At 63.9% G+C, this 11,392-nt stretch carries 13 protein-coding genes; 6 read left to right on the forward strand and 7 right to left on the reverse strand.

What is annotated here, in order from left to right; genetic code table 11:
* The first annotated feature begins 96 nt into the window (after positions 1-96).
* The 3 genes from ACO07D_RS02160 to ACO07D_RS02170 all read left to right on the forward strand — a co-directional run bounded on the left by ACO07D_RS02160 (position 97) and on the right by ACO07D_RS02170 (position 2,325).
* Positions 97-771, forward strand: coding sequence for a pyrimidine 5'-nucleotidase (locus tag ACO07D_RS02160; protein ID WP_421701292.1), 675 nt, complete (start codon positions 97-99; stop codon positions 769-771).
* Positions 768-1,967: an FAD-dependent monooxygenase gene (locus ACO07D_RS02165; RefSeq protein WP_421701293.1), complete on the forward strand. Its 1,200-nt coding sequence runs from the start codon at positions 768-770 to the stop codon at positions 1,965-1,967. Before ACO07D_RS02160 ends, ACO07D_RS02165 begins: the two co-directional genes overlap by 4 nt.
* A gap of 124 nt (positions 1,968-2,091) precedes the next feature.
* Positions 2,092-2,325, forward strand: coding sequence for a hypothetical protein (locus ACO07D_RS02170; protein WP_421701294.1), 234 nt, complete (start codon positions 2,092-2,094; stop codon positions 2,323-2,325).
* Between the two features lie 51 nt (positions 2,326-2,376).
* Here ACO07D_RS02170 and ACO07D_RS02175 read toward each other — a convergent pair whose 3' ends face one another.
* From ACO07D_RS02175 to ACO07D_RS02185, 3 genes are all read right to left on the reverse strand, one after another.
* Positions 2,377-3,504, reverse strand: a complete 1,128-nt coding sequence (locus ACO07D_RS02175; RefSeq protein WP_421701295.1) for an aminotransferase class V-fold PLP-dependent enzyme — start codon at positions 3,502-3,504, stop codon at positions 2,377-2,379.
* A 168-nt stretch (positions 3,505-3,672) separates the two neighbouring features.
* Positions 3,673-4,125 carry an Lrp/AsnC family transcriptional regulator gene (locus ACO07D_RS02180; RefSeq protein ID WP_421701296.1) on the reverse strand — a complete coding sequence of 151 codons (453 nt, stop codon included), beginning with the start codon at positions 4,123-4,125 and terminating at the stop codon, positions 3,673-3,675.
* Positions 4,122-4,580, reverse strand: a complete 459-nt coding sequence (locus ACO07D_RS02185) for an Lrp/AsnC family transcriptional regulator (protein ID WP_421701297.1) — start codon at positions 4,578-4,580, stop codon at positions 4,122-4,124. The genes ACO07D_RS02180 and ACO07D_RS02185 overlap by 4 nt, the downstream gene beginning before the upstream one ends.
* A gap of 135 nt (positions 4,581-4,715) precedes the next feature.
* Between ACO07D_RS02185 and ilvC the strand changes: the two genes are divergently transcribed.
* From ilvC to ACO07D_RS02200, 3 genes are all read left to right on the forward strand, one after another.
* Positions 4,716-5,738, forward strand: coding sequence for a ketol-acid reductoisomerase (ilvC, locus tag ACO07D_RS02190; protein ID WP_421701298.1), 1,023 nt, complete (start codon positions 4,716-4,718; stop codon positions 5,736-5,738).
* Between the two features lie 135 nt (positions 5,739-5,873).
* Entirely contained in the window at positions 5,874-6,761 is an 888-nt protein-coding gene (locus ACO07D_RS02195; RefSeq protein WP_421701299.1) for a DMT family transporter, read from the forward strand.
* Positions 6,762-6,799: 38 nt separating this feature from the next.
* Positions 6,800-7,330 carry a hypothetical protein gene (locus ACO07D_RS02200; protein WP_421701300.1) on the forward strand — a complete coding sequence of 177 codons (531 nt, stop codon included), beginning with the start codon at positions 6,800-6,802 and terminating at the stop codon, positions 7,328-7,330.
* On the opposite strand, the gene glmM is transcribed toward ACO07D_RS02200, so the two are convergent.
* From glmM to ACO07D_RS02220, 4 genes are all read right to left on the reverse strand, one after another.
* A complete protein-coding gene (gene glmM / locus ACO07D_RS02205; protein ID WP_421701301.1) occupies positions 7,327-8,667 on the reverse strand; it encodes a phosphoglucosamine mutase in 1,341 nt (446 codons plus the stop codon). The genes ACO07D_RS02200 and glmM overlap by 4 nt on opposite strands.
* Before the next feature lies 1 nt (position 8,668).
* On the reverse strand, positions 8,669-9,694 hold the full coding sequence (folP, locus tag ACO07D_RS02210) for a dihydropteroate synthase (protein ID WP_421701302.1): 1,026 nt from the start codon (positions 9,692-9,694) through the stop codon (positions 8,669-8,671).
* Positions 9,691-10,530, reverse strand: coding sequence for a dihydroneopterin aldolase (locus ACO07D_RS02215; protein ID WP_421701303.1), 840 nt, complete (start codon positions 10,528-10,530; stop codon positions 9,691-9,693). The genes folP and ACO07D_RS02215 overlap by 4 nt, the downstream gene beginning before the upstream one ends.
* Positions 10,531-10,636: 106 nt before the next feature.
* A complete protein-coding gene (locus ACO07D_RS02220; protein WP_421701304.1) occupies positions 10,637-11,269 on the reverse strand; it encodes a cell wall hydrolase in 633 nt (210 codons plus the stop codon).
* Positions 11,270-11,392 lie beyond the last annotated feature (123 nt).

Raw genomic sequence — 11,392 nt, forward strand, 5'->3', positions numbered from 1 at the left:
GCTGTCTCCTTCGGTCGGCAAAGACTATGCACCCTTGTGCCTGAACATCAAGCGCAGACCATTGCAAAACCGACGCCTGGCGCCTAGCTTCCGGCCATGGTTGCCGACGCTTTCTCTCATGTCTCCGCCTGGGTCTTCGATCTGGACAATACGCTTTATCCGCCCGAGGCGCGGCTTTTCGACCAGATCGAGGTGCGCATGACGGCCTGGGTGTCCGAAACCCTGGGCGTGACCGAACCCGAGGCCGACCGTCTGCGCAGCCATTACTGGGCGAAATACGGCACCACTCTGGCGGGGCTGATGGAGGAACACGGCGTCGACCCGGCCCCCTACCTGACCCATGTGCATGAAATCGACCTGAGCCATCTGGAACAGGACATGGACCTGCGCGCCCATATCACCGACCTGCCCGGAAGGCGCATCGTCTATACCAACGGGTCAGAACCCTACGCCCGCCGCGTTCTGGAAGCGCGCGGATTGGGCGGGCTGTTCGATGCGGTCTATGGCGTGGAACACGCGGGCTTTCGCCCGAAGCCCGAGCAGGTGGCCTTTGAAACCGTGTTCGCCAAGGACGGGCTGGATGCCACCGTGGCCGCCATGTTCGAAGATGACGCGCGCAACCTGGCCGCGCCCCACGCAATGGGGATGCGCACGGTGCATGTCGCGCCCGAAGCCGCCCCAGCCGATCACATCCACCACCACACCGCCGACCTGACCGACTTCCTGTCCGGCCTGGCACGCACCCTCCCCCCGAAACGGAGACCCGCATGACGATCCACCGCGCAGACATCTTCATCTCGGGCGGCGGCATCGCGGGTCAGGTCGCGGCCTGTGTCTTTGCCACCAAGGGGTTTTCCGTGGTCATGGCCGACCCGGTTCCACCGGTGACCGAGGCGGATCTGGACGGCTCTGACCTGCGCTCGACCGCCTTCCTGCGCCCAGCACGGGAACTGTTTGACGCCTGTGGGCTCTGGCCCGTGCTGGCGCCCCACGCCAAGCCACTCGACCAGTTGCAGGTGATCGACACCACCGGCTGGCCGCCGGTCGAACGCGAACGCCGCAGCTTCCGCGCGGATGACATGGGGGACGATCCCTTCGGCTGGAACCTGATGAACTGGGTCGTGCGGCGCGAGCTTTGGTCCTACTTGCAGGGGCAGGCGCGGATCACCGCGCTTTACGGCACCGGTTTCAAATCCATCGTGCAGCGCACCGGCGAGGTCATCGTGGGCCTCGACAATGGCGACCAAGTGCGCGCGCGCCTGGGCGTGGCGGCGGATGGCAAATTCTCCCCCCTGCGCGAGGCGGTTGGGATCGAGGTCAGCACCACCCGCTACGGCCAGAAGTCGCTCGCCTTTACCGTCACCCATGACACGCCACATGAGAATATCTCGACCGAGATCTACAACGAGGGCGGCCCCTTCACCATCGTACCCCTGCCCGACATGGACGGGCGCCATGCCTCTGCCATCGTCTGGATGAACCTTGGCCCGCGCGCGGTGGAGCTGATGGAAATGGACGTGCCGGAGTTCGAAGAGGTGATGTATCACCGCTCCACCGGCCTGCTGGGTCACATGCGGCTAGAGGGGCGCCGGTCGATCTGGCCGATCATTACCCAGACCGCCGACCAGCTGGTGTCCGGCCGCGTGGCCGTGATGGCCGAGGCCGCCCATGCCCTGCCTCCGATTGGCGCGCAGGGGCTGAACACCTCGCTGAATGACCTCATCGCTCTGGCCGCCCTGGCCGAGGCGCATCGGGGCGATCTGGGCAGCTCCGAGATGATGCAGGCCTATGAAAAGGCGCGCAAATCCGACATTGCCCAGCGCGCGCGGGTGATTGACCTGTTCAACCGTGTGGCCCGTTCGGGGGAAGCCACGTTGCAGGCCGTGCGCCTGGCGGGGTTGAAGACCGTGCATGATGTCACCCCCCTGCGCAAAGGGGTTATGCGGGCCGGGCTTGGACCGCGCTGAGCCTCACGGGGCAACTCTACCCTGAATTGCTGCGATGCGGCATAGCGCCGCGCTTGGCCCATTTGGCGTAGGAATTTGTTCGCGTGTGAACCATATACCCTGCACGCGAACAGAGGAGCATCCCATGGACATGAGCCAGACCCCGGCCGCCACCGAAGCTGAAACCACCCATCACACCACCGACCCCAAGGCTGAACGCCGCGCCGAGATCATCGGCTTCGGCATCGTCGCCGGCCTGATCGCCACCCTGGGCGTTGCCTTCCTGGCCATGGGCCTGACCGGCGTGGGCCTGGTCGCCGTGGCGCTGGTGCCGGTGATCTACATCATGCTGGTCTGGATGGCGGGCGGCAAAGGCTGACCCCTCCCCCTCCCGATGAACGAAGGGGCGCCAAATGGCGCCCCTATTGTTTTACAGGACCTTGTCGATCACCTGTTTCAGGCGATCGAGGCTCGCATCCACGTCATAAAGCTTGTCGAGCCCGAACAACCCCAGCCGGAACGAGGAATAATCATCGCCCTCGTCGCACATCAACGGCACGCCGGCGGCAATCTGCACCCCTTCGGCGGCAAAGGGCTTGCCCATCTTCACCTCGGGATCATCGGTATAGGCCACGACCACGCCCGGCGCGCCAAAACCCTCGGCGGCGACGGATTTGATGCCCTTCTCGGCCAGCAGAGCGCGCACGCGGTCGCCCTGCTCCCACTGCGCATCGCGCAGCTTGTCGAAGCCGTAGTCCTTGGTCTCCAGCATCGCGTCCCGGAAGGCGCGCAGGGCGTCCGTGGGCATGGTGGCGTGATAGGCGTGCCCGCCGCCCTCATAGGCCTCCATGATCGACAGCCACTTGCCCAGGTCCACGGCAAAGCTGGTCGAGGTCGCCCCTTTCGCCAGGTCCCGCGCCGTTTCGTTCATCATGACCAAACCGGCAGAGGGTTGCGCCGACCAGCCCTTTTGCGGGGCCGAGATCAGAACGTCCACCCCGGTCGCCTTCATGTCGACCCAGGCACAGCCCGAGGCGATGCAGTCCAGCACGAAGATGCCGCCCACCGCGTGCACGGCCTCGGCCACGGCACTCAGGTAGTCATCGGGCAGGATCATGCCGCTGGCAGTTTCCACATGCGGGGCAAAGACAACATCCGGCCTCTCGGCGGCGATGCGCGCGGTGACTTCCTCGATCGGGGCGGGTGCGAAGCCCGCCTGACGGTCATTGCCAACCCGGCGGGCCTTCAACACGGTTTCCTCGGCGGGAATGCCACCCATCTCGAAGATCTGGCTCCAGCGGAAGGAAAAGAACCCGTTGCGGATCACCATCACGCGCTTGCCGGTGGCAAACTGGCGGGCGACGGCCTCCATGGCATAGGTGCCGCCACCGGGCACCACGGCCACCGCATCGGCATTGTAGACCTCGCGCAGGGTGGCGGAGATGTCGTTCATCACCCCCTGGAAGGCTTTGGACATGTGGTTCAGCGAGCGGTCGGTGAAAACAACCGAAAATTCCAACATCCCATCGGGATCGATATCGGGGCGCAAGGCGTGCATGGGCGGCTCCTTTGAAGTGACAGGCGGCATTCGGCACCAGGATTATGGCGCATGACGGGCGAAAAACGCCGGATTTCCGCGCATTCGCGATTTGAACCGGAACTGCACCCGGTTTCAAAACAAAAATTCACAGGAAATGGCCCGAATTATTTCGCGCGCCGCCCGGTTTCAGATCGGGCCCGGCCGCCGCTCTTCGCTCAACAGCACGTTCGCCTCCACATCCCCGACCCCGGGCAGGGTCATGATGCGGCGCCTCAGCACCCGTTCGAAATCCGACAGGTCTCGGGCCACCACGCGCAGGCGATAGTCGTAGAGCCCCAAGACATGGGCCACGGTCTGCACCTCGGGAATGGCGGCTACGGCGCGTTCGAAATCTTCGAGGCTGACCCGCCCCTTGGTGGCGAGTTTCACGCCCAGGAAGACGGTCACGCCAAAGCCCAGCGCCTCGCGGTCCAGGTCCACCCGGCGCCCGGCGATGATGCCGCTGTCATTGAGCCGCTTGACCCGCCGCCAGGCGGCCGGTTGAGACAGGCCGAAGCGCCGCCCCAACTCACCCGCCGACAGGGTCGCATCTTCGGCCAGGGCACGCAGGAAGTTTCGGTCGGTCTCGTCCAGGATCATAGCGGAAGCACCTCGTCGGTCTTGATCGTCGCCACCTGGGCCAGGGCCTCGATATCGGCGATATGCGGCAGGGTCAGGATGCGGGTGCGGTAGATTTGCTGGTAATGCGCCATGTCACGGGCCACCAGGTTCAGGCGCACATCGACCCGGCCCAGGAAGGTCTGGATCTCGATCACCTCGGGCACCAGACGGGCCTCGGCCAGGAACTCATCAAAGGCGCGCGGGTTGGTCTTGTCCAACGTGATGCGCAGCGACACCTCAACCTCATAGCCCAGGCTGGGCCAGTGGATCACTGCGTGCTGGCCGCGCAGGATGCCCGCGCGGGTGAGCTTTTCAAGGCGGCGCGAGCAGGTGGCCACGGTGACACCGGCCAGCTCGGCCAGTTCGGAACCGACCAGTTCGGGATTCTGTTGCAATCGACGCAAGATGCGGCGGTCCGTATCATCGACCTGCATGATTTCCTCGGCATTTTACAGATTGGCGAATGATTCCACCGCTCTTTATGGAATTTCCATTCACTATGCAAACGTCATGCAGCACAAATCTCTATTCTGCCCCCAGAACACAAACACGGAAAAAGGACGCGAAACATGCGCGTGTATTACGATCGCGATTGCGACATCAACCTGATCAAGGACAAGAAAGTTGCCATCCTGGGCTATGGCTCGCAGGGCCATGCCCACGCGCTGAACCTGCGCGACAGTGGCGCCAAGAACCTCGTCATTGCCCTGCGCGAAGGCTCGCCCTCGGCCAAGAAAGCCGAAGCCGAAGGTCTGCAGGTCATGGGCATCGCCGAAGCCGCCGCCTGGTGTGACGTGATCATGTTCACCATGCCCGACGAGCTGCAGGCCGAGACCTACAAGAAATACGTGCATGACAACATCAAGCCGGGCGCAGCAATTGCCTTCGCCCACGGCCTGAACGTGCACTTCGGCCTGATCGAGCCGAAAGAAGGCGTCGACGTCATCATGATGGCACCGAAGGGCCCGGGTCACACCGTGCGTGGCGAATACGTCAAGGGCGGCGGCGTGCCCTGCCTGGTGGCCGTGGACCGCGACGCGACCGGCAAGGCGCTGGAAATCGGCCTGTCCTACTGCTCCGCCATCGGCGGCGGCCGCTCGGGCGTCATCGAAACCAACTTCCGCGAGGAATGCGAAACCGACCTGTTCGGCGAGCAGGCCGTTCTGTGCGGCGGCATCGTCGAGCTGATCCGCTGCGGTTTCGAAACCCTGGTCGAAGCCGGTTATGCCCCGGAGATGGCCTATTTCGAATGTCTGCACGAAACCAAGCTGATCGTGGACCTGATCTACGAAGGCGGCATCGCGAACATGGACTACTCGATCTCGAACACTGCCGAATATGGCCAGTACGTGACCGGTCCGCGCATCCTGCCCTACGAGCAGACCAAGAAGGCGATGAAAGAGACCCTGTCGGACATCCAGACCGGCAAGTTCGTGCGTGACTTCATGCTGGAGAACGCCGTGGGTCAGCCGACCATCAAGGCCGCCCGCCGTCACAACGACGAGCATCAGATCGAGCAGGTCGGCAAGAAGCTGCGTGACATGATGCCCTGGATCTCGGCCGGCAAACTGGTTGACCAGGAAAAGAACTGATCCCCGTCTCCGCTGAGACAATCGGTTATATGGCGGTCCGTCGGGGAAACCCGGCGGGCCGTTTTCTTTTGACTTTCCGATAAAATCTTCCGCCTATTGGCGGGGATTTGCTCAAGAGCTTGCAGAAATCGAACAATGACCCGGAACTGGATATATCTCGTGCTGCTCTCGGTGATCTGGGGGGCAAGCTTCATGGGCGTGTCTCTGGCGCTTGACGGTTTCGGGCCGCTCGGGGTGGCAGCCATTCGCATCACCATGGGGGCGGTGTTGCTGACTGGTCTGGCCTTCGCCATGGGGATCGGTCTGCCTGGGCTGGCGCAATCCCGCCTGTGGCTGCACGTTGCCGGGATGGGGCTCTTCTCTAACGCAATTCCCTTCTTCCTGCTCAGCTGGGGGCAGCAACATGTCACCAGCGGCTTTGCAGGCATCACCATGGCGGTGGTTCCCCTGTTGGTACTGCCCCTGGCCCATGTCTTCGTTCCTGGCGAAACGCTCACGCCGCGCAAGACCATTGGCTTTGCCATCGGCTTCATCGGTGTCGGCGTCTTGATCGGCCCCGGCGCCCTGGCGCGTTCCGGCGCAGCGCTGGAATTCTGGGCGCAACTGGCCTGCATTGCGGCGGCCGGGTGTTACGCCATCGGCTCGATCTTTACCCGGCTCGCACCAAAATCGGACCAGATCGCTTTCTCTGCCGCCGGGCTTCTGGTCGCGACAGTCGCAGTCCTTCCCGTGGCGCTCTCCCTTAAGGGATTGCCGGAGATGCCCGGCGCAACCGCCTTCTGGGCAATGGTCTACCTGGGCGTTTTCCCCACCGCCCTGGCCACAATCCTGTTGGTCAAGGTCGTGCAAAGCGCCGGGCCCAGCTTCATGAGCATCGTGAACTACCTGGTCCCGGTCTGGAGTGTTCTGTTCGGCACCATCCTCTTGTCCGAGGCCTTGCCCAGTAGTTTCCTCGGCGCGTTGGCTCTGATCCTCGTGGGGCTTGCCGTCAGCCGAGCACGCCCCCACCGTCGTCGCCCTTGAGCAATCGTGGTATCATGCGGCGAAAGGGAATGATCATCATGAAACGACGCGCATTTCTAGCAAGCCTCCTGGCAACGCCTGCCCTGTCCGGTCAAGCGCACGCCCACGAGAGGCGAACATTCGCCCCCAAGTTCAGCCGTTTCCGGTTCTTCCATCAAGGCGCATCCCAAAGCCCGCACTGGCTGGTCCTGGGCACAGGGGCGTCACCAGCCGGTTGGGATCTGCGTGCAGAGGTCGAAGAGCAACCGGTCGAAAAACTGAACATCAGCGCACTTCTGGGCGGACTGTTTCGCGCACCGGTACGCGCGCGCCTGCGCGAGGCGCGGCTGCTGGGGCCGGTGTATCTGAATGGCAGGACCCTTGCGGTGCCCTATGACGTCGCCCCGCACCGGGCGGCTATTGCGCACAAGCGGACGGAGTGGATCTTTCGGTTCCGCCCAAAACACTTACGTGCGATCCCGCCGATATCAAAGGACATGTTCGCCAAACCCGAAGTTGGCCACGCCTATTTGACTGCGGATGGGGCCGAGTTGATCGTGCTGATCCAACCGACGCGGGTCCGGCCCTAAACGGCCGATTCTACCGCCGCGACGATGTCCTCGACGACCCGGTTCAACAACACCTCGTCCTCGCATTCCGCCATGACACGGATCAGCGGCTCGGTGCCCGACTTGCGGATCAACACGCGGCCCTTGTCGCCCAAATCGGCCTCGCCAGATGCAATCGCCTCCTGCACGGACACCTGTTCCAGGGGCGCCTGCCCAGCTTGAAAGCGCACGTTCTGCAACATCTGCGGAACGGTTTCAAACACCTGGGTCAGTTGCGAAGCAGGCTTGCCGCTGACCACCATCTCGGCCAGAAATTGCAGCCCGGCCAGCAAGCCGTCTCCGGTGGTCGCGTAGTCGGTCATGACGATGTGACCCGACTGTTCGCCACCCAGATTGAACCCCTTGGCACGCATCGCCTCGACCACATGGCGGTCGCCGACCTTGGTCCGGTGCAACCCGATGCCATGGCCTGCCAGATAACGTTCGAGCCCCAGGTTCGACATGACCGTAGCCACCAAGGCGCCCCCGGCCAGGCGTCCCTCGGCGGCCCATTGGCGCGCAAAAAGGCCCATGATCTGATCACCATCGGCCACGCGGCCATTCTCGTCGATGATCATGACCCGGTCGGCATCACCATCCAGACAGATGCCCACATCCGCGCCGTGGGCCACCACGGTCTGCGCCGCCAGGTCGGTATCGGTCGAACCACAGCCCTTGTTGATATTGGTCCCGTCAGGTGACACGCCCACGGGGATCACCTCGGCACCCAGCTCCCACAGGACCTCGGGCGCCGCACGATAGGCCGCGCCATTGGCACAGTCGATCACCACCTTGATCCCGTTCAGCCGTTTGCGCTTGGGAAACGTGGTCTTGAGGTACTCGACATAGCGCAGTCGGCTTTCGTCCACCCGGCGGGCGCGGCCGATGTTTTGCGATTGCACGGGCTCAACCCCAGCGGCCACAAGCGCCTCGATCTGCGCCTCGTCCTCGTCCGAGAGCTTGAACCCGTCCGGGCCGAAGAATTTGATGCCGTTGTCATGGAACGGGTTGTGGCTGGCCGAGATCATGATGCCAAGATCGGCCCGCATCGAATGGGTCATGCGGCCCACGGCTGGGGTCGGCACCGGACCCATGAGCAACACGTTCATGCCGGTTGAGGTCAGGCCGGCGACCAGCGCATTCTCCAACATGTAGCCCGACAGACGCGTATCCTTGCCGATCACCACACGGTGGCCATTCAGCCCGTCGCGGCGGAAATGCCGCCCCGCCGCCGCGCCCAGGCGCAGCGCCATTTCAGCGGTCATCGGCCAGGAGTTCGCCAGGCCGCGTACGCCATCGGTGCCGAACAGTTTGTCCATCTTACTCGTCCCCAATCATCGCCAGGTGCAGCGCCAGCGCCTGCCTGGTCTCAAACGTGTCATGCACGCGCAGGATCTGCGCGCCCTGCTGTGCCGCGAACAGCGCCACGGCCACCGACCCCGCCATGCGGTCCTTGGCCCCTTCCGCGCCGCCGATCGTGCCGATGAACCGCTTGCGCGAGGCGCCCAACAGGATCGGCAGGCCCAAATCGTGCAACAGGCTCAGGCCGCGCAGCAGGCTCAGGTTGTGTTCCAGCGTCTTACCAAAGCCGATGCCCGGGTCCACGATAATCCGATCCCGGCGAATGCCTGAAACACAAGCGGCGGAAATCCGCTCTTCCAGGTGGTCATAGACGTCAAAAAGCACGTTGTCGTAGCGCGGATCGGCCTGCATGGTTTCGGGACTGCCCTGGGCGTGCATCAGGCAGACGGGCACATCACGTTCGGCGACCAGATTGGCAAGCTCCGGGTCGAACAGGAAGGCCGAGACGTCGTTGACGATATCGGCACCGGCGTCCAGCGCCGCTTCGGCCACGCGGGCCTTGCGCGTGTCGATGGAGATCGGCGTTGTGATCCCCGCCGCGCGGATTGCCTCGATAACCGGCGCAGTGCGCCGAATTTCTTCTTCGATACCAACCTCTTCGGCCCCGGGGCGCGTGCTTTCGCCGCCAATATCCAGGATATCGGCATCCGCTGCCATGGCGCGGGCTCGGGCCACTGCCGTTTCAAGCGACAGGTGATCCCCCCCGTCCGAGAAACTGTCCGGCGTCACGTTCAAGATGCCCATGATGCGCGGGCGATCCAGGCTCAAACCGCAAAGGTCGGCGCGGGCACCAGACAAGCGCGCGCGTGTCTCCGCGTTCAGCTCGGAGGCCAGAGCATAGTCCCAGGTGCCGTTTTCACTGCGAATGTTCACATTGTCGAACCAGACGTGACGGCTGCCCCCAAGCCGGGCCTGCTCGCGGTCGGCCTTTGGGGGTTCATCATAGGGGCCGCTGCGGGGGATGGCGTGGAAATAGGTGCTCATGCCACCCCCTCGATCCGCAGCTCCTCTGCCTGCATCTCGTCGGCAAACCAGCGGGTCAGGTCCACCGGATCAGTGCTCTCGGGCCCATCCACCGCGTCCAGAACCAGTTTCGACGGCGCCCAGAGCACCGGCTGACCGTTCTTCATCGCCCAGTCCAACTCGGTGCGGGTAGCGACGACCTTCACCCGCGGCTCGGCCCCAGCCAGAGCCCAGGCAGCCTGTTCGATGGCCAGAAGATCGATGTGGCGCTGTGCGTCAGCCGTCGCAGCACGGGGGCCATCGGTAGTTGCGGCCACGGTGACGATTAGCGGGCGCGGATCGTCAGCCAGCCGGTCCAGCAAAACAGAAAGGTCACCCTGCCCCAGATGCACTACCAGCGGATGCGGCACGTCGGCACCTTCGGCCAGCGCAGCCTCACCCCGGCCGCGCACGATCTCAACCCCCAGCTTGCCGGGACCCCGATCCAGCTTCTGAATACGCACGAAGACGCGTAGCGGCTGTCGCTCGGCCAGTAGCCGCGCGGCAATGCGTTCGGCAAGTGTTTCAAGCAGGTTCAGTCGCTCGGCGGCCAGTTCCGCCGTGATCGCCTCGGTCACCGTGTCATAGGACAGGATATCGTCCACATCATCGGTATCAGCCCCATCATGGGCACCGACCTCAACCACCACATCGAAGCGCAGCCGCTGGGTCACGCCGCGTTCGGCCTGAAAGGCACCAATTTCGACGGCAACCTCGTGGTCGCGCACGGAAATTCGGTCCGCCGGCGTGGCAGAGGCGGCAGTGCCAGCAGCACGGCCCTCAAGCGGGCCGAAGGCCTGGGTGGTCTCGTCAGTCATGGTATCCTCGGGCGAATTTGCGCGCACAATGCCCTGAAAACACCGCGAAAGGCCAGCGAATAGCGGCTTTCCGGCGCCGCGACGCGACGCCCCCCAACCATGCAAGTCAGTTCGACGACAGACGCACCGGCATGCGGTAGAACTTGTGCACCCCGATCCGGGTCGTCTGGATGAACCGCCGCGCCCAGGAGGGGTTCACTCCGGTGGTGTGGTAATGGGTGGCCCCATCGGTCAACCCGCGCGGAGCACCGTCCATCAGGGCGCGGGCAATCTTGCCCGCAGTGGCCCAGGCGGCAGGCTCGCTGACACGTTCGGGGTTGCCATCGCAGGTATAGGTGAACTGGCACTGGTACTTGCGCCCGGTGCCCTGGTTGACCACGCCACAGATCGAATTCGGGAATTGGGTGGAGTCGACGCGGTTCAGGATCACCTCGGCAACGGCAAATTGACCTTTCACGGCCTCGCCCCGCGCCTCGAAATAGAGTGCCTCGGTCAGACACTGCCATTGCGCGTCGCCCGTGGCTTCGGGCTGAGTGTCGACCCAGGCGCGGCTGTAGCGTTGCGCATTGCCCGTCACCGGGGCCTGCCCCAGGCGTGCCACCCGGGTCGGATCAAGCGTGGCGAGGCCAGCAGCCTCGGTGGCAAGCACCCCTTCGACCCCTGTTGGAGTCGTTTCCGCGTGACCGGGCGCGCCCAGAAGAAGGCCGAATACAGCGGCCGAATACAGTGTACGAACCATGGTAGCTACCCCATGTTTGCTCCATTCGCAGCGCCCCGGGGACGCCACAAGGCGCGGGAAATAGGGGAAAAATGCGCTTTCGTCCAGTTTTTCAGCACATTTGAAACGCATGGCTGCAATGCA

This window comes from Aliiroseovarius sp., from assembly GCF_965228805.1.
Lineage (GTDB): Bacteria > Pseudomonadota > Alphaproteobacteria > Rhodobacterales > Rhodobacteraceae > JASBTN01.

Coding starts and splice junctions, on each gene's coding strand:
- ACO07D_RS02160 (WP_421701292.1), top strand. CDS start 97: ATGGTTGCCGACGCTTTCTCTCATGTCTCCGCCTGGGTCTTCGATCTG.
- ACO07D_RS02165 (WP_421701293.1), top strand. CDS start 768: ATGACGATCCACCGCGCAGACATCTTCATCTCGGGCGGCGGCATCGCG.
- ACO07D_RS02170 (WP_421701294.1), top strand. CDS start 2,092: ATGGACATGAGCCAGACCCCGGCCGCCACCGAAGCTGAAACCACCCAT.
- ACO07D_RS02175 (WP_421701295.1), bottom strand. CDS start 3,504: ATGCACGCCTTGCGCCCCGATATCGATCCCGATGGGATGTTGGAATTT.
- ACO07D_RS02180 (WP_421701296.1), bottom strand. CDS start 4,125: ATGATCCTGGACGAGACCGACCGAAACTTCCTGCGTGCCCTGGCCGAA.
- ACO07D_RS02185 (WP_421701297.1), bottom strand. CDS start 4,580: ATGCAGGTCGATGATACGGACCGCCGCATCTTGCGTCGATTGCAACAG.
- ilvC (WP_421701298.1), top strand. CDS start 4,716: ATGCGCGTGTATTACGATCGCGATTGCGACATCAACCTGATCAAGGAC.
- ACO07D_RS02195 (WP_421701299.1), top strand. CDS start 5,874: ATGACCCGGAACTGGATATATCTCGTGCTGCTCTCGGTGATCTGGGGG.
- ACO07D_RS02200 (WP_421701300.1), top strand. CDS start 6,800: ATGAAACGACGCGCATTTCTAGCAAGCCTCCTGGCAACGCCTGCCCTG.
- glmM (WP_421701301.1), bottom strand. CDS start 8,667: ATGGACAAACTGTTCGGCACCGATGGCGTACGCGGCCTGGCGAACTCC.
- folP (WP_421701302.1), bottom strand. CDS start 9,694: ATGAGCACCTATTTCCACGCCATCCCCCGCAGCGGCCCCTATGATGAA.
- ACO07D_RS02215 (WP_421701303.1), bottom strand. CDS start 10,530: ATGACTGACGAGACCACCCAGGCCTTCGGCCCGCTTGAGGGCCGTGCT.
- ACO07D_RS02220 (WP_421701304.1), bottom strand. CDS start 11,269: ATGGTTCGTACACTGTATTCGGCCGCTGTATTCGGCCTTCTTCTGGGC.